The sequence below is a fragment of the Mariniflexile sp. genome (assembly GCF_052728615.1).
The window spans coordinates 1-23245 of sequence record NZ_JBFVFE010000062.1; the positions used below are offsets into that span (position 1 = coordinate 1).

At 36.4% G+C, this 23245-nt stretch carries 24 protein-coding genes; 12 read left to right on the plus strand and 12 right to left on the minus strand.

Annotated features, from left to right (window positions below; genetic code table 11):
* Positions 1 to 31: 31 nt before the first annotated feature.
* Both tsaB and ACU1LP_RS16595 read right to left on the minus strand, forming a co-directional pair.
* Positions 32 to 709: a tRNA (adenosine(37)-N6)-threonylcarbamoyltransferase complex dimerization subunit type 1 TsaB gene (gene tsaB / locus ACU1LP_RS16590; RefSeq protein ID WP_445732070.1), complete on the minus strand. Its 678-nt coding sequence runs from the start codon at positions 707 to 709 to the stop codon at positions 32 to 34.
* A 291-nt stretch (positions 710 to 1000) separates the two neighbouring features.
* On the minus strand, positions 1001 to 1483 hold the full coding sequence (locus tag ACU1LP_RS16595; protein WP_445732069.1) for a hypothetical protein: 483 nt from the start codon (positions 1481 to 1483) through the stop codon (positions 1001 to 1003).
* A gap of 272 nt (positions 1484 to 1755) precedes the next feature.
* Between ACU1LP_RS16595 and ACU1LP_RS16600 the strand changes: the two genes are divergently transcribed.
* The 6 genes from ACU1LP_RS16600 to tnpA all read left to right on the plus strand — a co-directional run bounded on the left by ACU1LP_RS16600 (position 1756) and on the right by tnpA (position 8083).
* Positions 1756 to 2784, plus strand: coding sequence for a rod shape-determining protein (locus tag ACU1LP_RS16600; protein ID WP_132217861.1), 1029 nt, complete (start codon positions 1756 to 1758; stop codon positions 2782 to 2784).
* Between the two features lie 17 nt (positions 2785 to 2801).
* The gene (gene mreC, locus ACU1LP_RS16605) at positions 2802 to 3626 is read left to right on the plus strand and encodes a rod shape-determining protein MreC (RefSeq protein ID WP_445732068.1); all 825 of its coding nucleotides are present in this window, start codon (positions 2802 to 2804) and stop codon (positions 3624 to 3626) included.
* Positions 3619 to 4125 (plus strand): rod shape-determining protein MreD, encoded by a 507-nt coding sequence (locus ACU1LP_RS16610; RefSeq protein WP_445732067.1) that lies wholly within the window; start codon positions 3619 to 3621, stop codon positions 4123 to 4125. Before mreC ends, ACU1LP_RS16610 begins: the two co-directional genes overlap by 8 nt.
* Entirely contained in the window at positions 4122 to 6098 is a 1977-nt protein-coding gene (mrdA, locus tag ACU1LP_RS16615; protein ID WP_445732066.1) for a penicillin-binding protein 2, read from the plus strand. The genes ACU1LP_RS16610 and mrdA overlap by 4 nt, the downstream gene beginning before the upstream one ends.
* Positions 6099 to 6133: 35 nt before the next feature.
* Positions 6134 to 7411 (plus strand): rod shape-determining protein RodA, encoded by a 1278-nt coding sequence (gene rodA / locus ACU1LP_RS16620; RefSeq protein ID WP_445732065.1) that lies wholly within the window; start codon positions 6134 to 6136, stop codon positions 7409 to 7411.
* A gap of 195 nt (positions 7412 to 7606) precedes the next feature.
* Positions 7607 to 8083, plus strand: a complete 477-nt coding sequence (tnpA, locus tag ACU1LP_RS16625; RefSeq protein WP_445732064.1) for an IS200/IS605 family transposase — start codon at positions 7607 to 7609, stop codon at positions 8081 to 8083.
* 60 nt (positions 8084 to 8143) lie between these two features.
* Here tnpA and gldC read toward each other — a convergent pair whose 3' ends face one another.
* Positions 8144 to 8479: a gliding motility protein GldC gene (gldC, locus tag ACU1LP_RS16630; RefSeq protein ID WP_445732063.1), complete on the minus strand. Its 336-nt coding sequence runs from the start codon at positions 8477 to 8479 to the stop codon at positions 8144 to 8146.
* On the minus strand, positions 8479 to 9441 hold the full coding sequence (gene gldB, locus ACU1LP_RS16635) for a gliding motility lipoprotein GldB (RefSeq protein WP_445734003.1): 963 nt from the start codon (positions 9439 to 9441) through the stop codon (positions 8479 to 8481). Before gldB ends, gldC begins: the two co-directional genes overlap by 1 nt.
* A gap of 161 nt (positions 9442 to 9602) precedes the next feature.
* Here gldB and nadE point away from each other — a divergent pair, with 161 nt between their 5' ends.
* Positions 9603 to 10391, plus strand: coding sequence for an NAD(+) synthase (gene nadE / locus ACU1LP_RS16640; protein WP_445734004.1), 789 nt, complete (start codon positions 9603 to 9605; stop codon positions 10389 to 10391).
* A 99-nt stretch (positions 10392 to 10490) separates the two neighbouring features.
* Entirely contained in the window at positions 10491 to 11120 is a 630-nt protein-coding gene (locus tag ACU1LP_RS16645) for a response regulator (protein ID WP_445732060.1), read from the plus strand.
* Here the strand turns inward: ACU1LP_RS16645 and dnaG are convergent.
* Positions 11115 to 13073, minus strand: coding sequence for a DNA primase (gene dnaG / locus ACU1LP_RS16650; RefSeq protein WP_445732059.1), 1959 nt, complete (start codon positions 13071 to 13073; stop codon positions 11115 to 11117). The genes ACU1LP_RS16645 and dnaG overlap by 6 nt on opposite strands.
* Before the next feature lie 293 nt (positions 13074 to 13366).
* On the opposite strand from dnaG, the gene ACU1LP_RS16655 reads away from it, so the two are divergent.
* From ACU1LP_RS16655 to ACU1LP_RS16665, 3 genes are read left to right on the plus strand one after another with little or no spacing between them, the layout of a single operon-like run.
* A complete protein-coding gene (locus ACU1LP_RS16655; protein ID WP_445736832.1) occupies positions 13367 to 13771 on the plus strand; it encodes a PID-CTERM protein-sorting domain-containing protein in 405 nt (134 codons plus the stop codon).
* Positions 13758 to 14354, plus strand: coding sequence for a hypothetical protein (locus ACU1LP_RS16660; RefSeq protein ID WP_445733239.1), 597 nt, complete (start codon positions 13758 to 13760; stop codon positions 14352 to 14354). The genes ACU1LP_RS16655 and ACU1LP_RS16660 overlap by 14 nt, the downstream gene beginning before the upstream one ends.
* A complete protein-coding gene (locus ACU1LP_RS16665; RefSeq protein WP_445736833.1) occupies positions 14332 to 14733 on the plus strand; it encodes a hypothetical protein in 402 nt (133 codons plus the stop codon). Before ACU1LP_RS16660 ends, ACU1LP_RS16665 begins: the two co-directional genes overlap by 23 nt.
* Before the next feature lie 64 nt (positions 14734 to 14797).
* Here the strand turns inward: ACU1LP_RS16665 and groL are convergent, their stop codons facing one another.
* The 7 genes from groL to miaB all read right to left on the minus strand — a co-directional run bounded on the left by groL (position 14798) and on the right by miaB (position 21861).
* The gene (groL, locus tag ACU1LP_RS16670; RefSeq protein WP_445736834.1) at positions 14798 to 16426 is read right to left on the minus strand and encodes a chaperonin GroEL; all 1629 of its coding nucleotides are present in this window, start codon (positions 16424 to 16426) and stop codon (positions 14798 to 14800) included.
* A 103-nt stretch (positions 16427 to 16529) separates the two neighbouring features.
* On the minus strand, positions 16530 to 16805 hold the full coding sequence (locus tag ACU1LP_RS16675; protein ID WP_445736835.1) for a co-chaperone GroES: 276 nt from the start codon (positions 16803 to 16805) through the stop codon (positions 16530 to 16532).
* A 146-nt stretch (positions 16806 to 16951) separates the two neighbouring features.
* The gene (secG, locus tag ACU1LP_RS16680; RefSeq protein ID WP_445736836.1) at positions 16952 to 17302 is read right to left on the minus strand and encodes a preprotein translocase subunit SecG; all 351 of its coding nucleotides are present in this window, start codon (positions 17300 to 17302) and stop codon (positions 16952 to 16954) included.
* Positions 17302 to 18249: a hypothetical protein gene (locus ACU1LP_RS16685; RefSeq protein WP_445736837.1), complete on the minus strand. Its 948-nt coding sequence runs from the start codon at positions 18247 to 18249 to the stop codon at positions 17302 to 17304. Before ACU1LP_RS16685 ends, secG begins: the two co-directional genes overlap by 1 nt.
* A gap of 119 nt (positions 18250 to 18368) precedes the next feature.
* Entirely contained in the window at positions 18369 to 18884 is a 516-nt protein-coding gene (lptE, locus tag ACU1LP_RS16690) for an LPS assembly lipoprotein LptE (RefSeq protein WP_445736838.1), read from the minus strand.
* Between the two features lie 114 nt (positions 18885 to 18998).
* The gene (locus ACU1LP_RS16695) at positions 18999 to 20270 is read right to left on the minus strand and encodes a sigma 54-interacting transcriptional regulator (RefSeq protein WP_445736839.1); all 1272 of its coding nucleotides are present in this window, start codon (positions 20268 to 20270) and stop codon (positions 18999 to 19001) included.
* 100 nt (positions 20271 to 20370) lie between these two features.
* Positions 20371 to 21861 carry a tRNA (N6-isopentenyl adenosine(37)-C2)-methylthiotransferase MiaB gene (gene miaB / locus ACU1LP_RS16700; RefSeq protein ID WP_445734970.1) on the minus strand — a complete coding sequence of 497 codons (1491 nt, stop codon included), beginning with the start codon at positions 21859 to 21861 and terminating at the stop codon, positions 20371 to 20373.
* A 177-nt stretch (positions 21862 to 22038) separates the two neighbouring features.
* Here miaB and ACU1LP_RS16705 point away from each other — a divergent pair.
* The coding region (locus tag ACU1LP_RS16705; protein WP_445736840.1) for an LVIVD repeat-containing protein at positions 22039 to 23245 on the plus strand (1207 nt) is incomplete at its 3' end.

Below are 23245 nucleotides of genomic sequence, written 5' to 3' on the forward strand. Positions count from 1 at the left end.
ACGGACAGCATATTTACTATTTAAAAATCTTTTAATTCTTACTGGGTTTTAAAGCCATAAAATCCTTTAAATAATAAGGTTCAAAATAAGCGATATCTTCAAAGTCGTTTATTTTGTATTTATTATAAGCCAATAAACCCATGTTGTTTGCTGATGGCAGTTTATTTTCAATAAAAACAGCATTGGGGTGATGGATTGTTGCTTTTGTTTTTTCAACACCGTTACCAATAAAATATACTTGGTCTTTTTCTAAATAATCATTAAAAGAAGTTTCATCTATAATTTGTGCTTCGGTTTCTCTTATTTGATGGTGGCTTGAATCGAAAACAGTGGCATATACTTCCATACGGCGCGCATCCAACATGGCAATAATAACACCGTCGTTACAATTAACCTGATGCGCCAAAGCTTCTAGCGTAGAAACAGAGATCAACGGTATATCTAAAGCAAAACAAAGTCCTTTTGCCGCGGAAACACCAATACGCAAGCCTGTGTAAGAACCCGGGCCTTTGCTAATGGCTATGGCATCTAAATCTTTTGAGGTGATGCTTGCTTCATTTAAAACGGCATCGATATATACATGCAAACGTTCGGCATGCGAGTAGTTTTTGTCGTAATCTTCCTTTAAGATGATGGTTTGTCCATTCCGCGAAAGCGCTACGGAACAATTGGTGGTGGCGGTTTCTATGTTGAGGATGAGTGTGTTCATTTTTTAATTTTTGATGCTACAAATATAATAATATTGACTCCTCCGCCTATCGGCATACCTAAAATTCGGTACAAGCTCTCCCCTTGAAAAAAGGGGAGGAATTTTAAGATTACGGCTAAAGGAGTAACGAGTAAATTTAAATATCTCTGTGTATAAAGGTATCTCCCAGTAAAAAGGGGAGGAACTTGCTGCTAAACCTGACAGATCTGAATTAAAAAACGCATTTCAAACTAAAGAAATGCGTTTCCATTAACAAACTAACTATAATCAACTAAACTAACTAAACCAATTTTATCCCTGTTTTGGGGTTCTTTCGCCATGTTTTTTGCCTTCGCTTCTTTCCATGCCTTTTTCTCTACTAGCCATTTTTGCTTGCGCTTTTTCCCATTTGGCAAATTGGTCGGCATTTAATATGGATTTCATTTTTGCTTTCATGGCAATTTGATGGTCTAACTTGGCATTTTGCATGGCAAGACGTTGTTCTTTTGAAGGTTTTTCCATCTGTCCGCTTTCTTGCTTTGCTTTCATGGTTGCCATCATGTCTTTACGTTTGGTAGCATTTTCAAGGTTTATTTTGTAGACGTCCTTTTGCTGTTTTTCATTTAAATCCAAATGGAGTGTCATTTTTTTTGTTTGGAGGGTCGCTACTTCATCCGGGGATAGATCCTGCATCTTTTGCGCTCTTTCTTGATGGTTGGGACGCGCTTTTCTTTCTTCTTGTGCAATGCCTTGAAGAGAGATCAAAACGATTGCAATTGCTATAAGTTTTTTCATTTTTAATATATTTTATGTTTCATTGCTATTAGGACTTGGAGAATTATAAAAGGTTTAAACGCAGTGTTATTTTTAACATGAAGTTAACATGGCAATGGGTTTTGCATTAGGCCGGAAGGCAGGTGCCCCAAAAATTAAATCGATGAAACGCATACAATTTATGGGTATATTATTTAAAAAAAATTTGAACACTATTAAACCTCAAAATATTTATTAACTTTTATTACATTTACGCAATCCGTTTATTAAACTTCTAATATCACTTTTGGCTTATGGGCTTTTTTGACTTCCTAACCGAAGAAATTGCAATAGATTTAGGTACAGCAAATACACTTATTATACATAACGACAAGGTTGTGGTTGACGCGCCTTCGATTGTGGCACGCGATAGAATTTCCGGAAAAATTATTGCCGTGGGGCAGGAAGCGAGTTTGATGCAGGGTAAAACCCATGAAAACATCAAAACCATCCGTCCCTTAAAAGATGGGGTTATCGCCGATTTTGATGCGTCGGAACAAATGATAAGTATGTTCATTAAAAACATACCGGCTTTAAAAAAGAAATTTTTTACGCCTGCGCTCCGTATGGTGGTTTGCATTCCGTCGGGCATAACAGAAGTTGAGATGCGTGCGGTAAAAGAAAGTGCCGAACGCGTAAACGGTAAAGAGGTATATTTAATACACGAGCCTATGGCTGCGGCTATTGGTATTGGCGTTGATATTATGCAACCTAAAGGGAATATGGTGGTGGATATAGGTGGAGGTACTACCGAAATTGCCGTAATTGCATTAGGTGGTATTGTGTGCGATAAATCGGTTAAAATTGCCGGTGACGTATTTACAAATGATATTGTTTACTACATGCGCACGCAACACAACTTGTATGTGGGCGAGCGTACTGCGGAAAAAATAAAAATACAGATCGGTGCCGCTACCGAAGATTTGGATCTGCCACCGGAAGATATGAGCGTTCAAGGACGTGATTTATTGACAGGTAAACCAAAACAAGTTTCCATTTCTTTTAGGGAAATTGCAAAAGCGTTGGATAAATCTATTTTGCGTATTGAAGATGCGGTTATGGAAACCTTATCGCAAACACCGCCGGAACTAGCTGCCGATATTTATAACACGGGTATTTACTTAGCCGGTGGTGGTTCTATGTTAAGAGGTTTGGACAAGCGTTTATCGCAAAAAACAGACTTGCCGGTTTATATAGCCGAAGATCCTTTGCGCGCCGTAGTTAGAGGTACCGGTATTACGCTTAAAAATTTAGCTAAATACAAAAGTGTACTTATAAAATAGGGAGACACCGATAAAAAATGCAGCAGATTATTAATTTTATAATAAGAAACAAAAACTTTTTGTTGTCCTTGTTGCTATTTTCACTTGCTTTTGTTTTTACGGTCCAAACACATTCTTACCATAAAAGTAAGTTTATCAATTCTGCCAATTTTTTAACCGGAGGTATTTACAACTCCGTTAACAATTTTACGGAATATTTAAGTTTAAAGTCGCAAAACAAAGTATTGGCCGAAGAAAACAATCGGTTGAAAATGCTTTTGTTCAATTCTGAAAATAAAAAGGACTCTACATATTTAGATACGGTTTCTTACACGGGAACTTATAAATTTACCTTGTCAAGTGTTTTAAAAAACAGTTATTCAGGTGTCCATAATGTGCTTCTTTTAAATAAAGGAAAAGATGATGGTTTAAAACCGGATTTAGGCGTTATAAGCTCTAAAGGTATCGTAGGTATTGTCGATAGAACAAGTAAACACTATGCCACGGTTATTTCAGTTTTAAATACTACAAGTAAAATTAGTGCGCAACTTAAAAAAACGAACCATTTTGGTACGCTTTCATGGGATGCCAAATCCTCTTATTTTGTGCAACTTATCGATATTCCTAAAATTGCGCCTGTTGCTAAAGGCGATACTATTGTAACCTCTGGGCGTTCTTCCATTTTTCCGAAAGGCATCCCAATAGGTGTCATCAATGATTTTAAATTGGATGCCGCAGAAAATTATTATGAAATCAATATTAAGCTTTTCAATGATATGACCAATCTTGAATACGTTTATACTATTGAAAACAGTGATGCAGCGGAGATTAATAGTCTGTTAAATACGGGAATAGATGAATAATACGGTATTTGTACATACGGCCCGATTTATTTCGTTGGTGTTTTTGCAAGTTATTTTATTTAACAACATCAACTTTTTGGGATACATAAACCCGTACATTTACGTCATGTTCATAGCCTTGTTTCCTGTGAAAAACAATCGGCTCATCATCATTTTTTTAAGTTTTTTTTTAGGGTTGTCCATAGATGTTTTTTCAGATACCGGTGGTATCCATGCGGCTGCAAGTGTTTTTATAGCTTATATACGGCCCGTAATATTAAAGTTTTCGTTTGGAGTTATTTACGAACACCAAACTATCAAATTTAATACCGTGGAGTTTGGCGAAAAACTTACCTATTTAACCATACTTACCTTTTTACATCACTTTATTTTGTTTTTTTTAGAAATGTTTAACGTTTCAAAAATTGTTTTTGTACTTCAAAAAACATTATTTTCAAGTATTTTTACTATATTATTAATTGTATTGGCAACCATAATTTTTAGTAAAAAAGCGAAATGAGACGATTTTTATTGGCAGTAACCATAGGGCTTGTTGGTCTTATATTTGTAGGCAGACTTTTTTATTTGCAAGTCTATGGCGGACATGTGCATGATATATTCAGCGATAATGCGCTTAGAAAAGTCTATGATTATCCAAAACGGGGGTTCGTTTTTGATAGAAACGGTGAACTTCTGGTATCCAACCAACCGTCATACGACGTGATGTTTATTCCTAGGGAAGTAAAGCCATTGGATACGTTGGAATTTTGTAGACTGCTTAAAATAGAAAAGGAAGATTTTATTAGAATGTTTGATAAGGCATACCATTATTCTTCTTGGTTGCCTTCAGTTTTTATCCCGAATTTATCAAAGGAAGATTATGCCAGTTTACAGGAAAAAATGAGAAAGTTTGAAGGCTTTTATATTCAAAAACGTTCCTTAAGGCATTATGAGACCACCATTGGGGCCAATGTGTTGGGTGATATTGGCGAAGTAAATGATGCCATAATAGCCAAAGATCCCTACTATAAAATGGGTGACATGATAGGTAAACAAGGCATTGAAACATCTTACGAAAAAATATTGCGCGGAGTAAAGGGGCTTAAGGTAATTCAAAAAGACCGGTTTAACAGAGATTTGGGACCTTATAAAGATGGCATGTTCGATACATTGCCAAAACCCGGTAGCGATATTACCATAACCATAGATGCGCATCTTCAAGCGTATGGCGAATTGCTGATGCAAAATAAACATGGTGGCATTGTTGCCATAGAGCCTAGTACGGGCGAAATTTTGGCCATGGTTTCCACGCCAACTTACAATCCGAATCTATTGGTTGGTAGGCAACGGTCGGCTAATTTTTCAAAATTATACAACGATAGCATCAACAAACCTTTATACGACAGGGGTCTTCAGGCCATGTATCCCCCGGGGTCTCCTTTCAAAATAATGAGTGCCCTCATTGGGCTACAGGAGGGAGTGGTAACTACCGAAGATCGGTTTTCTTGTAACATGGGTTACAGTTATGGAGGCCGAAAGATGGGCTGTCACAGTCATCCAAGTCCGTTGGCCATGAACGGCGGTATCTATAATTCTTGCAACGCTTATTTTGCGAATGTTTACCGAAGAATAATTGATAAAACAAAAGATCCGGCCGTAGGCATGGATATTTGGAGTAACCATATAAAAAGTTTTGGTTTAGGAGATTATTTGAACAATGACTTATCGGTAGGGCAACCCGGTAAAATACCCTCTAGCAAAACGTACGATCAACTTTATGGCAAAAACCGCTGGGGGAGTACTTTCAATATTTCCAACGCTATTGGGCAAGGCGAGGTGCTTACAACCCCTATACAGTTGGCAAATATGGCGGCAGCCATTAGCAATCGTGGGTATTATTACACGCCTCACATCATTAAGCATATTGAAGGGCATACTATAGATTCAAAATACGTTACCCCCAATCATACCACTATAAACAAAGAGCATTTTGAGCCTATAGTTCAGGGCATGTTCGATGTGTATAATCATGGTACAGCCGCCGCTGTTCAAGTAAAAGGCATTGAGATTTGTGGAAAAACAGGTACTGCCGAAAACTTCGTGAAAGTGAATGGGCAGCGTATGCAACTTACAGACCACTCTATTTTTGTGGCATTTGCTCCTAAAGACAATCCTAAAATTGCATTGGCTGTTTTTGTTGAAAACGGCTATTTTGGTGCTCGATTTGCAGGTAAAATAGCCAGTTTAATGATTGAAAAATACCTAAATGACACCATTACAAGAGTAGATCTGGAAGATTGGATTTTAAAGCATACTTTAGAGCATGAATATAAAAAACCCTATTCCGGACAGCCTTTTGGTATTAACAGGAACAGTACTTTAGAAGTTGTTGGAGAAGCAGAATATAAAGAACTTAAAGATTTATTAAATCAGTTAAATAGCAAATCGAGAAACCCCGAGGACATAAAGAAAAACCGAGGAGCAAATTTATAAACAGAAACAACTTTTAAACAAGAGAATCCACATTAATGATTACCGAAGCTAGCAAGTATTACAAATTTGATTGGATTACTATTATTCTGTTCCTTTTGTTGGTTGGTTTTGGGTGGTTGAATATTGTATCGGCTTCCCATTCCGGAGACACTTTAAATTACTTCGATTTCTCACAGCCTTATGGCAAACAACTCATGTTTATTTTTTTAACACTCGGGTTAATTGTGCTTATTCTTGCCATTGAATCTAAGTTTTATGAACGTTTCTCAAGTGTTATCTATATTATTTCCATGCTGTCGCTCGTGGGGCTTTTTGTGTTCGGGAAAAATGTGAATGGTGCCACATCTTGGTACGCTATAGGCGGTATGACCCTGCAGCCCAGTGAGTTTGCGAAAGCGGCAACGGCATTGGCTGTGGCTAAGTTTGTGAGCGACTTAAACACCGATATAAAAAGAACAAAAGACCTTATAAGCGTTTTTGCGCTTATAGGTTTACCCGCTGTATTGGTGTTGCTTCAAAAAGATGCGGGAAGTACCTTGGTGTATGGCGGTTTTATTTTTGTGCTTTATAGAGAAGGCTTGTCTCCCATATATTTAATTGTAGCTTTACTGCTCATCATCGTAAGTCTTTTTTCGTTGAAATTCGGGGTACTAATTACCTCTGTAATTATTGTGCTGATTGTTTTGGGGTACCATTTTACCAGAAAAAGAAAACCACTATTCATTCAGCCTATTGCTATCATATTAATAAGTATATTAATTTCTTTTGGGGTTAGGTATTTTTATGACGAACTGCTGCCTTTTCATCAAAAAGACCGAATCACTATATGGTTGAGCCTTGAAAAAGATCCTGAAAAATTGGAGCGGATGAAAAAAACCATCGCTTATAATTTAAATGAATCTGAAAAAGCCATTAGCTCGGGAGGTTTGACAGGAAAAGGGTTTCTAGAAGGTACCAGAACTACAGGTAAATTCGTGCCAGAACAGCATACCGATTATATTTTTAGTACCGTAGGCGAAGAATGGGGCTTTGCAGGAAGTGCAGCCGTAATTATTGTGTTTGTGTTACTGCTATTGCGGATACTTCATTTGGCGGAATTGCAACGCTCTCAATTTAGTAGGATGTATGGTTATGGTGTGGCAGCCATTTTCTTTATGCACTTTTTTATAAATATAGGCATGGTAATGGGTTTGATACCTACCATTGGTATTCCGTTACCGCTGTTTAGTTATGGTGGCTCCGGGCTTTGGGGATTCGCTATTTTACTTTTTATTTTCGTTAAGTTGGATTCCGATAGGATTAATCAGTGGTAATTTAAAGTTGTTGTATTCTTTGCATTTGGCTTCAGCCAACATAAGCAGTATTCATTGCATTTGGCTTCAGCCAACATAAGCAGTATTCATTGCAGTTGGCTTCAGCCAACTGAACTGAAAATAAAATAAAAAGAAAAAATGGCTTTAGCCACCACAAATTATTAGATTAGCATGTGATATTTAAAACAAAATGAGATGTCTTGGGTACAAATTTGGGTTCATTTAGTTTTTTCAACAAAAAATAGAACTCCTTACTTGCAAACGGAAGTGAGAAGAAAAATGTGTAGGCACATTATAGAAAACTGCAAAGAGAAAAATATTTATTTACAATCTATAAATGGTTGGACAGACCATTTACATTGTTTAGTTTCGTTGGGTAAGGAGCAATCCATAGCACAAGTGGCACAATTGATAAAAGGAGAAAGCAGCTATTGGCTAAACCATGAAAAAATGACAGCAGAAAAGTTTCAATGGCAGAATGACTATTGGGCAGTTTCTGTAAGTGAAAAGGATAGAATCAGAATAGAAAATTATATTAAAAAGCAAGAAGCCCATCATGGCAAGCAAAGTTTTATTGAAGAAATAAAAATATTTGAAAAACATTACGGATTCCAATTGATGAAAGATGGTTCAGATTCAAGTTCAAGTTCAAGTTCAGTTTCAGTTGGCTAAAGCCAAACTGGAATGAATAAATTATAAGTGAAATAGATAATAAACTGGAATGAATATAAACTACTTCTTAATCTCCAACTTTTCAGCAAAATAATCGCAAAAATCTTTCATGGTTGCGGTCATTTTTTCATCTTGTGTGGCTCTATTAAACGTATCGCTCATAGCTACCAATGTTTGATGAAAAAATACTTTCATTTCATCAACGGGCATATCTTTGGTCCATAAATCAATCCGCAAGGTTTCTTGTGTTTTAGAGTCCCAAACAGCAAGCATCATGGCTTTGGCCTCTTTATTGGTAATGCCGCCATCTTGCGCTGTCCAATAAAGTTTTTCAGGCACTCTGTTCGCATCAAGTTCTACGTTCAATTCTATTTTGGAAGTTGTTTTTTTCGACATTATTTACGGGGTTTAAACTTTGAATTGTTAAAAATTTCTTCGGGGCTTTTTATCAGCATATCTTTTAAGGGCACCTCATTTTGTTGCATATAGGCTCTCACTATTTGCCACCCTATGTATTGCCCTAAACGTCCTGGAGATTCAGAATCGATACCTTCCAAATAAAATTTGGAAAAGGGAGCGGGCGTTATAAATCTTCCAATTAGTTTGGTATCTGTACTAAAAAGCAGTTCATGTTCAATAAAGTAACGCCAAACATAACTTTCGTTCGCCATGGCCCAATCCAGTTGTTCTGGGGTGTAGCCAATACGTGCCGCTTCTGTTTTAAACGGAATAACAACATCGTTAAAATATAGCTGCTTCCCAAAATAAATCATTTCATCCAAAAAAGTTTTACTCTGTGGTTGGTAGATGTACTTTTTGGCATATTCGTTGGCTAAATCTACTGCTATCTGTTCCTTTTTTAAATCTTCCCTTAAGTATTTTGGGATGTTTTCGTAAAACTCATGGTTGCTGCCTAAATAGGTATCTAAAGCTATTACGGCAATAGTATCGGTAACGATTATGCGGTTTCTGTAATCCACATCGCTTGTTGTGGTAATGATCCTTGGCGTATGAAACTCTGGAAAGTAATATTTTATGTGGTTGAACAACGATTCAATCTCAAGTTTTATATTATCAAAATGCATAAAGGTTTTTTCCACTTCCTTGAACAACCCAATCTGTAAAGTATCGTTTGCTTTGGCAATCCAAAAAGAATCCTTGTATTTTTCAGAAAACATAAAAGGATAAGCTATTTTTAAATTAGGCAAAGTTTTGGGTGACACTTTGGCAAAGAAAAGGTCAAATCTTTCAATTTTGGCATCCAAATTAATTTTAGCGATGTTTTTTTCCAACCCACTATCTTTTTTACAAGAAAAAGTTAGAGATATCAGTATTAAAAAAAATAATGCATGTTTCATCTGTTCATATTTTTTTAATGGATTGGACCTGCCTGCCATAAAGCTGGAATTAAATTATGAATGCTTCATATAAAACTTAAAGGCCATAAATTTTTATTAATTGGGCGTTTGGTTTATTTTTGTTTGCAAAGGTAGTATTCTTAGTTTTAAATTCGTTTAATATGCAAACAGAAAAAGTTGTAAACTATATAGTCAATTGGTTAAAAGATTACGCTACAAATGCGGGTGTCAATGGTTTTGTTGTTGGTGTTTCGGGCGGTGTAGACTCTGCGGTAACCTCTACGTTGTGCGCTAAAACAGGTATGGATGTATTATGTTTGGAAATGCCCATTCGCCAAGCCGAAAGCCATGTAACAAGGGCACAAGAACATATAAAGCAATTAATGGCCCGTTTTGATAACGTAAGTGATGCCCGAACCGATTTAACGCCTGTTTTTGAAGCCTTTGAAGCTGAGGTTTTTTTTGATGGCGACCAAGCTACCGTTGATATGGCTTTGGCCAATACCAGAGCACGTTTGCGCATGACGGCCCTATATTATTATGCTGGACTTTACAAACTATTGGTAGCGGGCACAGGAAATAAAGTGGAAGATTTTGGCGTTGGGTTCTATACAAAATATGGTGATGGCGGCGTTGATTTAAGCCCCATAGCCGATTTAATGAAATCTGAAGTATATGAGTTGGGCACATTTTTAAAAGTACCGGAATCCATTATGGAAGCAGCACCAAGTGATGGTTTGTTTGGGGATGCCAGAAGTGACGAAGAGCAGATAGGGGCATCATATCCTGAACTTGAATGGGCCATGGATATGGATGAAAAGGGAAAGCTGGAAACAGACTTTATGGGTAGGGAACAATTGGTGTTTAAAATATACAAACGGTTTAATAAAAACAACAAACACAAGATGCTTCCTATACCAATTTGCGAAATCCCTAAACATTTAATTTAGCTATTGCATATTATATATTAATTCACTACTTTTACGGCAAGCTTATTCTCTCAATATAATATTCTCTCTAACCCTATTATAAAAAAAGCTTATAAAATTATGATAAAATTATTGATAGCAGACAACCACCCAATCACAAGAAAAGGACTTGAAGTACTTTTTTCAGCATCTTCCAACATTAAAATTGTTGCAAGTGTTGATAATGGCGATGCCATTTTAGAATACATCAAGAAACACCCAGTAGATATTATTTTAACTGAAGCCGACCTACCTAAGCTAAACGGTTTAACAGTTTTAAGATATTTAAAACATGATTACCCCAACGTTAAAACCATTATTCTTAGTGGCCAACCTGAGGAAGTGTATGCCGTAAACGCCATTAAAGCTGGTGCTTATGGATACATCCATAAATCAGTAAACGTAATTACCATCAATGAGGCTATTTTGAAAGTTGTTGATGGCGGTATTTATTTAAGCAATGATTTAACACAACAATTGGCTTTCGGTAACCGAGTTAATAAAGGTGGTAATTTCTACAAAAAACTTTCAACCAGAGAAGCAGAGGTTTTGAAACTTTTGACCATTGGTAGGAAAAACAAAGAGATTTCCAAAGAACTTGATATTAACGAAAAAACGGTGAGTACTTACAAAGCACGCTTAATGCGTAAATTGAAAGTTACTAATCTGGTCGATTTAGTCAGTCAAGCAAAACTTAACTCAGAATTATAAAACCCTATTTAGTTTTCGGGATAGCAGCATTTTTAAGCCCGAGTAATCTTTTACTTCTTCAAGGATATTTTTATTAACATCTGATTTGTTTGTTAATGTTTCTTGTTGAAACTGTTTTACTTTTTGCTCTATCAAAAAACAACGAAGACTTAGTATCGTTTCACTTACTAATTGCGCAACGCTATGGGTTTTTTCTTTTGGAAAAATATTCATACGTTGCCAGTTATCTAAGGTATAGCGCTCATCTTCCATCAAGATATGCGAAATTTCGTTGCCCATTTCAGCATCTACCAAATTAACAAAGTTTTTAAGTTCAAACTCTGGATTTTGGTTTAGCGTGTCAATAATGATGTAATAAAGCGTTTTGAACTGCGTATTTGTAAATTCCATCTCGTCATCTTGAAGGTCTAAAAACACTTTTTCAAATACTTTTGCTTGGTGGATAACGGGTTCTAGAATCAGGTCGCCCTTTTCATTTTCTTTTAAAATTAAATCTTCAAAAGATTCCGTTCTATTGCCATACAGCAATAAGACTTCAATTATTTTTTTCTCTAAAATGTATTGTGTGTCAACTTTTTCAATGGGTTGTTGGTGTTTTATAACCTCAAAAGCTTTTTGCTCACTTTTATACTGCTTGTTTTCTTCTTGATGTTCCCTTTTATTGATTTGGGCTAGCGTGCTAAACAATACTTCCTCACTAATGTCCATGATCCGGGAACATTCCTGGATATAGATTTCCTTTTTGATGCGGTCTGGGATTTTGGAAATACTATTTACAATATCCCTTACCGTTTCTGCTTTTTTAATAGGGTCGTTTTTAGTTTCCTCAAATAAAATAGAGGCTTTAAACTGAATGAAATCTTTGGCATTTTCCTTTAAATAGGCAGTAAGCTCTTCAAGCGTATTTTGCTTGGCAAAACTATCGGGGTCCTCGCCTTCAGGAAATGTGCAGACCTTCACGTTCATCCCTTGTTCCAAAATAAGGTCAATGCCTCGAAGGGATGCGCGCATTCCTGCTGCATCGCCATCAAAAAGTACCGTGATATTTTTGGTGAGCCTGTTAATTAACCGTATTTGCTCTGATGTTAAAGCGGTACCAGAAGAAGCCACCACATTCGTGATCCCTGTTTGATGGAATTGAACCACATCGGTATAGCCTTCAACCAAATAACAATTATCTTCTTTTGCAATGCTTTGTTTGGCATGAAAAATACCGTACAGCACATTGCTTTTATGGTAAATATCACTTTCGGGCGAGTTTACATATTTGGCAGCTTTCTTGTCATTGATTAAAATGCGTCCGCCAAAGCCTAAAACACGCCCGCTCATGCTTTTAATGGGGAACATTACACGCCCTTTAAATCTGTCAAAGCGTTTGTCGTCTTTTACAATGGTGAGGCCTGTTTTTTCTAAATAATCAATGTTGTAACCTTGTTTTAAGGCTTCATCTGTAAAAGCTTGCCATTCATTAAGGGAATACCCTAAATCGAATTTTTTAATGGATTCATCGGTAAAGCCACGTGCTTTAAAATAACTTAATCCAATCGATTTCCCTTGGTCGGTTTTATGCAGTATTTTTTGAAAATATGTGTTTGCAAACTCACTAACCAAATACAGACTTTCTTTTTCGTTGGCCTGTTCTTTTTGTTCGTTGCTTTGTTCGGTTTCCTCAATTTCAATATTGTATTTTTTAGCGAGGTATTTTATGGCTTCCGGATAGGTAAAATGCTCATGCTCCATTAAAAAAGCCACTACATTACCGCCTTTGCCACTACTAAAATCTTTCCATATTTGTTTTACGGGCGATACCATAAAACTGGGAGAACGTTCGTCGCTAAACGGACTTAACCCTTTAAAGTTACTGCCCGATTTCTTCAGATTTACAAAATCGCCAATAACCTCCTCAACACGGGCGGTTTCAAATACTTGGTCTATGGAAGTTGGCGATATCAATGTGGAAAAATATTATAGTGTAAATGTAATATAAAGTATTGATTTAAGAAACTTAGGGCTTTTTGGATTTTAGCAGATAAACTATAACTTATTATTTTGCCTATTTTCATTATTGGATTTTTTATTGAAGTGTATGGTAAAAAGTATTTTATCGGTTAAAAAGGTAGCTGGTCTAAGACTGTTTTTGTACGAAAAGTTTTTTAAGGAAGAAAAAGGTGTTTTTATCGAAAAAATTATCATACAATCAAATTTGTCTCTATTTTAGTATAGCTATTAATCAAATCCATTATTATATGAAAACTCTAAGTAAAACGTTTTTAAAAACCATTACAATATTTGTAATAATATTTGCCTTTACATTTTCCAGTAACATTCATGCGACTACTTCTGTAAACGTAAGTGCAGTATCAACCAGTGTTAATACAAGCTCGGCCAGTGTTAATGCGCTATCTACTAATTTATATGCTACTTCCACTGCCCAATATGCATTGACATGGGGATGGCTTAGGGATTTGCTTAAAGCAATTTCAGGTGGAGGTAACCATCAAGGCGGTGGCAACCATGGTAGCCATGGAGGTGGAGGTAACCAAGGTGGAGGAGATTCTGTTCCATTAGATGGCGGTCTTGGCATCTTGTTGATTGGAGCTGCTGCTTTAGGAGTCAAAAAATTGCGCGACAAGAAAAATGATAAATTTTAAATCATTAAAAAACGATATTCCATTACCAATAAGGCTTTTTCTAGGAAAAGCCTTATTGTTTTTTATACTTTGGAAAATTGTTTATGGGATCTCTTTATTAAGTTCTAATACTGTGGATAATGTTTTGACAAACCATGTGGGCACATCCTCTGTATGGGTTCTAAATAATTTTACTGCTTTATCGGGTTTTACTGCAAAGGAAGAAATTTATCAAGAGGTTTTAGGGAATCGGACCATAGAGCACTTAAGTTCTGCAATTTACCATAACAATTATAAAGTTTTAAATATAGCCCAGGCTTGCAATGGTTTGGAATTGTTAGTGTTGTATATTGGTTTTATTGTTTGTATGCCTTCTAAAATTGTACGTAAAATACTGTACATTGTTATTGGAGTCGTGCTACTCGACATCATTAACATTATGAGATGCGTAGGACTAATTTATTTGCGAGAATATTTTCACGCCTATTTCGAGGTCGCACATCATTATGTGTTTAAAATTATGATATATACCGCAACGTTTTTAATTTGGGTGGTATTTAGTCGTAAAATACATTTGAAAAATGAATCTGTACAAATCGGATAAAGTTCGTTTTATATCGGGACTTATCTTTATTCTTATCATTTATACTTGTTATTATGTTTTTTTTGAGGAAAACAGTGATTTAGTACTACCTTCAAAAGTAAGGCATGCTATTAAATTTTTGGCCACAGTAGCTGTTTACTTTGTTGGAACATTCCACCTTGGGAAATTAACTGTTACATGGATGTCCTCCATTTGGCATTTAGTCCATATTACGGGATTATTTATAATTACCTCTTTGGGCCTATTTGATTTGTTTGTTTTTCAAATAAGTTTAAACCTAAGATTATTTGCGAGCAGTATTCAGGAAATTTTAATCTCTCCTGTTTTGTATGTTGCCATGGGGTTGCTCAATGAAGTTTTAAATAAGAGGGTTGTATAATACCATAAAAAAACGCCTCAAAAAATTGAAGCGTTTTTAATAATTCATCTATGGCGATTCGCCATTACATCATTCCCGGCATACCGCCACCCATTGGTGGATGTCCTGCCGATTCTTCTTTAACATCAATTAAAGCGCACTCTGTGGTAAGAATCATTCCAGCAACCGAAGCGGCGTTCTCTAAAGCAATACGGGTTACTTTTTTAGGATCGATAATACCGGCTTTCAACATATCTACATAAGTTTCAGACTTGGCATCGTAACCAAATGAACCTTTACCTTCCATCACTTTAGCAACCACAACGCTGCCTTCGCCGCCCGCATTTTCAACAATGGTGCGTAAAGGTGATTCTATGGCACGTGCTACAATTTGTATACCAGTGACTTCGTCTAAATTCTCAGTCGTTATTTTTTCTAAAACCGATTTTGCTCTTACCAAAGCAACACCACCACCAGCAACAATGCCTTCTTCAACAGCTGCTCTTGTAGCATGTAACGCATCATCAACACGGTCTTTTTTCTCTTTCATCTCCACTTCAGAAGCTGCTCCTACATAAAGAACGGCAACACCGCCGGCTAATTTTGCTAAACGCTCTTGAAGTTTTTCTTTATCATAATCACTTGTGGTAATATCAATTTGGGCTTTAATTTGGTTAACCCTTCCTTTAATGTCCTTGGCATCTCCAGAGCCGTTTACTATGGTTGTATTGTCTTTATCCACAGTAACCGTTTCGGCAGTACCTAGCATACTTAAATCGGCATTTTCCAAAGTAAAACCTCTTTCTTCAGAAATAACGGTTCCGCCAGTTAAAATAGCGATATCTTCAAGCATGGCTTTACGTCTGTCTCCAAAACCTGGGGCTTTTACAGCAGCAATTTTTAATCCACCACGTAATTTATTTACTACCAAAGTAGCAAGTGCTTGTCCGTCAACATCTTCAGCAATAATTAATAATGGACGACCAGATTGTGCTACTGGTTCCAATATAGGAAGGATTTCTTGTAAGTTAGAGATCTTTTTGTCGAACAATAAAATGTATGGATTGTCTAAATCCACAAGCATTTTATCGGTGTCTGTTACAAAGTAAGGAGATAAATACCCTCTGTCAAATTGCATGCCTTCAACAACATCCACATACGTTTCCATGCCTTTTGCTTCTTCAACCGTGATAACACCTTCTTTACCCACTTTACCAAATGCTTTCGCTATTAAATCGCCAATAGTATCATCGTTGTTAGCAGAAATAGAAGCCACTTGTTTGATCATTTCAGAAGAGTTGCCTACTTTTTTGGATTGTTTTTCTAAATCCTTAACAATAGCTTCAACAGCTTTGTCTATGCCGCGTTTTAAATCCATGGGATTAGCACCGGCAGCCACATTTTTTAAACCTTCCTTTACAATTGCTTGTGCTAAAACGGTAGCCGTTGTAGTACCGTCACCAGCTAAATCGTTGGTTTTAGAGGCTACTTCTTTTACCATTTGGGCGCCCATATTTTCAAGAGGGTCTTTTAACTCAATTTCTTTTGCAACCGTAACACCATCTTTGGTAACTTGGGGTGCGCCGAATGATTTACTAATAATAACATTACGGCCTTTAGGCCCTAACGTTACTTTTACTGCATTTGCCAATGCATCCACACCACGTTTTAAACCGTCGCGTGCATCAATATCAAATTTTATATCTTTTGCCATGTTTATTTAAGTTTTAAGTTCCAAGTTTAAAAGTTTAAAGTTTTGGAACGATTAATATTTTAAGGTTATATTTCCCTCCCTTAGGGAGGGTTAGGGTGGGCTTTTAGATTATTGCCAGTATGTCGCTTTCGCGCATCATTAAATAATCTGTGCCTTCTAATTTAAGTTCGGTTCCAGCATATTTACCATATAAAACAGTATCGCCAACTTTTACGGTAATAGGCTCGTCTTTGGTGCCTTTGCCGGCAGCAACTACAGTTCCTTTTTGGGGTTTTTCTTTAGCGTTATCTGGAATGATGATTCCTGATGCTGTTTTAGTTTCAGCTGGAGCAGGTTCAATAAGAACACGGTCTGCTAATGGTTTGATGTTTAATGCCATTTGTATTATATTTTTAAGTTTAAAAATTAATGTTAATGCGTATATACTATTCTAAAAGCATGCCAAGGCTTGGAAACTGACAAACTTACAGCAACAAAAAATGCCAACTCAATAAGTTGGCATTTTTTGTTTTATATCAACATAAATTATTTAGCTGGATTCTGTAAAGGCGCAGCGTCATTAGTTGTTTTTGCAGGTGTTGGTAACGGTTGGCTTGTTGTGGCATCTGGATCCAAAGCTTTAGAATCAGCACTTTTCCCACCTCTGTTAATAGCCACATTTGAAAGTAAAATTAACGCCAACAAAAGGGTTGCCAAATACCAGGTGCTTTTATCCAAAAAATCGGTAGTCTTTTTTACACCGCCCAATTGTTGTGTGCCACCACCTCCAAAAGAAGATGATAATCCGCCTCCTTTAGGGTTTTGGACCATGATTACTACAATCAGTAAAAATGCCACCACTACTATCAATGCTAAAAATATTGTAAACGTACTCATTATTTCTTGTTATTTTGTTCTTGTAATTGTTGTACTGCCTTAATTTGGTTTGCAAAGAAACTACTTTTTTCTGGATATTTCAAACTTAAAATTTTATAAGATTGAATGGCCTTTTTGTAATTTTTCTGTTCCACATAAATACGTGCCAAAGTCTCGGTCATTAATGCTTCGGGTTGTATCATTTGTGCTTCTGCAAGATTTGTTTTTGAAGACGTTGCCGTTAATTGATTTATCTTAGGATTTTCGGTAATGAATTTTTCAATGAGTTCGAATTTTTTGGATTTCTCAATCGTTGAAGCCGACATGTCTGTTTCAATTGTTTCCTTAACTGATTCTTTTTCTCTTTTAATGGGAGCAATGCGCGCCAGTTTCAGCCATTCGTTAAACGAATGTGTTTCGCTTTTGTCAAATTCAAGTGGTTTGCCAAGTTTTAAAGTATCTGTTGCTGATGCGTCTTGTGTTTTCGATCCTTCAGGAACTGGTTCGATGGTTTTCGATTCATCCAAAACAAAACTCACCCTGTTTTTTGGGCGTTCTTCTTTGGGCTCAAACAACGAAGGGTCTAAAACCCCAATGGTTTCCTTTATTTGCTGCCTTAAGGCTTCATCAATTTTCACACTTTTATTTATTGAAATGTCTTCAATATCAATGTCAATATCTTTTAAATGTGCTGTATTTTGTTTGATGAATTGTGAAATTTTATTTTGAATGAATACTTCCGAGGTTATAAAATCGAATAAAATACTTCTGTCGGTAGTATAGGCAGCAGTGATTTTTAATTCTTGATTATATTTAAAACTGCTTTCATTTTTTAAACCTTTTAGGTATAAGGCTCTTGCCGATTGGAAATAAGGAAACTCATCTACAATGGATTTTACAGCCTCCGTTTGCACATGTGTTATGCCTTGCGGGTTTTGAAGCAAATATGTAAAATCGGTATTGTTCATTGGTTCCTCTCCCTAACCCTCTCCAAAGGAGAGGGAACTATTTCGGGTTTATTGTTTATTGCTTTTCTTTATTTATTACAACTGTGACTGAAATCTGCGACTGAAAACTGTGACTGAAATCACCATTTCGCCAAGGTTGCGTTAAAAATATCCTGGGTAATACGTTCAAAAATTTCTTCATGGGCCGTGGCTTTTTGTGCACCAACAAGTTGTGCACTGCCTGGGTAATCTTTAAAAAACGAAAAGGTTTGCTCTAAATCGTCATCTTCTTTTTTTTTGTTAAAAAACCGAACTTTAACACTAATGGTCAATCTGTTTTGTGCCGCCGTATTTTCTGATGTTGCCGTGGTCGGTGAAATGCGATACTCTGTTATTTCGCCTTCGTAAACCAAATCGCCATTGGATTGCACCAAGGTTAAATTGGTCTGGTTTTGAATCAAATCTTCTAAAGCAATTTTAAAATCGCGTTCTAAACCGGGTTCTACCAAAAGCGCATTATTTTCAAAACGATTTACTTGGTAGGTTTTGGTGCCTGCTGGTACCGATGCGCCCGTAAACGAATAAAAACCACAACCTGAAAGTAAAAAGTTAGAGGTTAAAAGTAAAAAGTAAAAAGTATATTTTCGTGTTTTCATTTAATTGAGTGGATTCCTGCTTGCGCAGGAATGACAAAAGTTTGTTTTTAAACGGTAATGTTTGTAATTTGTTGTTTATAAACTGTTTACTGCAACTGCGACTGAAAACTTTTTTTACAAGTCGTATTGTTTTATTTTTCTATATAAAGTGCGTTCGCTGATGCCTAATTCTGCGGCTGCTAATTTACGCTTTCCGCTGTGACGTTCAAGCGATTTTTTAATTAATTCCAGTTCTTTGTCATGTAATGATAAGGTTTCTTCTTCTTCAATTTCTTCTGCAAAATGATATTTATCTAAAACGGGTTCATTTTTATCATGATTTGAAGAATGTTCAGGGATGGATAAAACTTCGTTATTTTCTGTGGCATCTTCTTCATAATCGGCATCGTCTTCATCATCATTTCCGTAAATCTTTTGAATCAAACTTTCATTCTTCTTTTCAACATCCTTTCCATTGCCATTTTTCATGAGCTCTAAAGTGAGCTTTTTCAAATCGTTCAAATCGCTTTTCATATCAAAAAGGACTTTATATAAAATTTCGCGCTCGCTGCTAAAATCGCTTTCTGCTTTGGATGTTTTTATAACCGCCGGTAAATTGGTGCCAGATGTTGGTAAATAACTTTTTAAGGTGTCGGCAGAAATGGTTCTGTTTTGCTCTAAAACCGAAAGTTGTTCTGCAACATTTCGTAACTGACGGATATTTCCGCCCCAACGATGTTTCAATAGCATTTGTACCGCTGCATCGGTCAATTTAATGGTTGGCATTTTGTATTTTAAGGCAAAATCGCTTGCAAATTTCCTAAAAAGCAAATGGATATCTTCTTGACGTTCCCGTAACGGTGGCAAATGAATATCAACGGTACTTAACCTATAATATAAATCTTCACGAAACTTCTCTTTTTCAATGGCTTCAAACATATTCACGTTTGTTGCTGCCACAATGCGCACGTTTGTTTTTTGTACTTTACTGGAACCCACTTTTAAAAACTCGCCATTTTCCAAAACACGCAACAAACGCACTTGGGTGGTAAGTGGCAATTCGCCGACTTCATCCAAAAAAATAGTGCCTCCATCGGCAACTTCAAAATAGCCTTCCCGGGTTTGGGTGGCGCCTGTAAACGAGCCTTTTTCATGACCAAAAAGTTCACTGTCTATGGTGCCTTCAGGAATCGCACCACAATTTACGGCAATGTATTTATTGTGTTTTCTGTGGGAAAGTTGATGTATTATTTTTGGAATACTTTCTTTCCCAACGCCACTTTCGCCGGTAACCAATACCGAAATATCGGTAGGTGACACTTGAATGGCTTTTTCAATGGCACGATTTAGTGATTGCGTATTACCAATAATACCAAAACGTTGTTTTATAGCTTGAATAGATTCCATAGGTCCCTAACCCCCGAAGGGGGAATAGCCCCCTAACCCCCAAATGGGGGAATTTAAGGCGTTATATTTTTTTGTTTCTATCGTTTGTTTCATAAAAATTTTAATTTTTTAAAATTAGATATTGATTATTTTTTTGGGGTCTGTGTCCCCCCTTCGGGGGGCTAAGGGGGCTTCCAATGAGTGTTGCACTCGTGCAATCCGTAACTTTTACATTTACAAAATCGCCAATCTTATAATCGCCTTTTGGGAAAACAGCTACCAAATTTTGTTTGGTTCTTCCAGACCAGTGGGCATCCGATTTTTTGGATTCTTTTTCAATTAAAACTTCAACAATAGTGTTTAAGTTTTGTCTGGTTCTATAGCCGCTATGTTTTTGTTGAAGCTCCACAATTTCGGCAAGGCGTCGTTTTTTTGTTTCTTCAGGAACGTCATCTTTCATTTTGCGTTCTGCTAAAGTCCCAGGGCGTTCGGAATACGTAAACATATATCCAAAATCGTATTTCACATAATCCATCAGTGATACCGTATCTTGAAAATCTGCTTCAGTTTCTGTTGGGAAACCAACAATCATATCTTGACTGATGGAACAATCTGGAATGATTTTACGAATATTATCAATCAACTGCATGTATTCCTCACGAGTGTGCAAACGGTTCATTTCCTTTAAAATACGGTTGCTGCCACTTTGTACCGGTAAATGGATATGATTGCAAATATTATCGTATTTAGCCATCGTTTCAATCACGTCCATAGTTAAATCTTGTGGATTGGAGGTTGAAAAACGAATGCGCATTTTAGGTTGTGCCTTCGCACATAGCTCCAATAAATTTGAAAAAGTTACAGCCGTTGCTCTTTGCAAATCGGAAGCTTTATCAAAATCCTTTTTTAAACCGCCACCGTACCAAAGGTAGCTATCCACATTCTGACCCAGTAGCGTGATTTCCTTAAAACCTCTGTTCCATAAATCGTTGACTTCTTCCAAAATACTTTGTGGGTCTCTGCTGCGTTCGCGTCCTCGTGTGAAAGGCACCACGCAAAACGTGCACATATTATCGCAACCACGGGTAATGGATACAAAAGCGGTTACACCATTGCTATTCAATCGAACGGGTGAAACATCGCCATAGGTTTCATCTTTTGAAAGTATCACGTTAATGGCATCCCTGCCTTCATCAACTTCGGCTAAAAGGTTTGGTAAATCTTTATAGGCGTCGGGGCCAACAACCAAATCCACAATTTTTTCCTCTTCCAAAAACTTTGTTTTCAAGCGTTCTGCCATACAACCCAAAACGCCCACTTTCATTTTAGGGTTCACATCTCTTTTTACGGCGTTGTATTTTTCTAGACGTTTACGAACGGTTTGTTCTGCCTTGTCGCGTATAGAACAGGTGTTTACCAAAACCAAATCGGCATCTTCTAGATTTTGGGTGGTGTTATAACCTTGGGTTGTTAAAATGGAAGCCACAATTTCGCTATCGCTAAAATTCATGGCGCACCCGTAACTTTCAATAAAAAGTTTACGTTTGTTACTTTCTTTTTGTTCAAGGACCAACGATTCGCCTTGTTTATTTTCGTCAATTATTTTTTCCATAGTGTACTATCCCGATAACTGAGTGGGACCCATCTTCAATAAGATTGCAAAGATACAACTAATTTATATTTTATGACAGAATGGCAGTTTATATTTTTACTCATTTTACGCAACCTTTTTTCACTTTGTGTATCTATAAAATAAACGTTCAGACCACTGAAACTAAACCATATTCCTATGAAACTAAAGCATATTTTTTTGTCCTTAATTTTTATAAGTGCATTATCTTGTGATAAAGATGATGCCAATTATGAGTTTGTAGAGGTTGCCACACCTCAAATAATGAGTAAAGCAGAATTTAGAAAATCTGTTGCTATTGTTACTCCTCGGGATATTGAAAAAGCAGGTAAAATTTATGCCTATAAAGATTATATTTTTGTGAGTGATGTTGGCAAAGGGGTTCATGTTATCGATAATGCCAATCCTAAATTTCCAAAAAAAATAAAGTATTTAAAGATACCGGGGAATGAAGACATCTCGGTAAAGAATGATTTTTTATACGCAGATAGCGCAACCGATTTATTGGTTTTTGATATTTCCAATATCAATTCGATTTCTTTAAAACAACGGTTGGAAGATGTATTTTCTATTTATAATTTTCAAATGCCTCTTGGGACTAGATTTGTTAATAATGAAGGGTATAATTACCAAACCGATATTATTGTTGGATGGACAGTTACCAAAGAAAAAAGAGAGAAGATAGATAATCGTTTAATTGATTTTGCTTTTGAAGGAGCTGCACTGAACTCAGGAACAAAAGGATCCACCACAGGGCAAGGTGGCTCTTTGGCGCGTTTTCAAATTGTTAATAATTATTTGTATACGGTTGCCTCTCATGAAATGATTATATTCAATATCAGTAATTTAACAAAACCAACATTAGCAAGCTCTCTTTATGCCGGCAATAACATAGAAACGTTGTTTCAAGCAGATGGTTATTTATATATTGGAAGTACGGATGGCATGTATATTTACGATTTAGTGAATCCTGAAAAACCAACTCGTTTGTCTGAATTTGTTCATTGGACAGGGTGCGACCCTGTAGTTGTTGATGGTGATTATGCTTATTTGACCTTGCGCGGTGGAAATAATTGTGGGGAACAGGAAAGTGTACTTGAAGTTATTGATATTAAGGATAAAACAAAACCAACTTTAGCCGCACGATATACCTTAGAAAACCCTTATGGTTTGGGTATTAAAAACAATACCTTGTTTATTTGTGATGGAACTGCTGGTTTAAAGCTTTTTAATAAAGAAAACCCTTTGAAAATATATATGGTAAAACAATTTAAGAACATTCAATCTAAAGATGTTATTCCTTTGGAAGACAAGTTGTTGATGATTGGGGGCAATACTTTGTACCAATATAATTATGTACAGGATG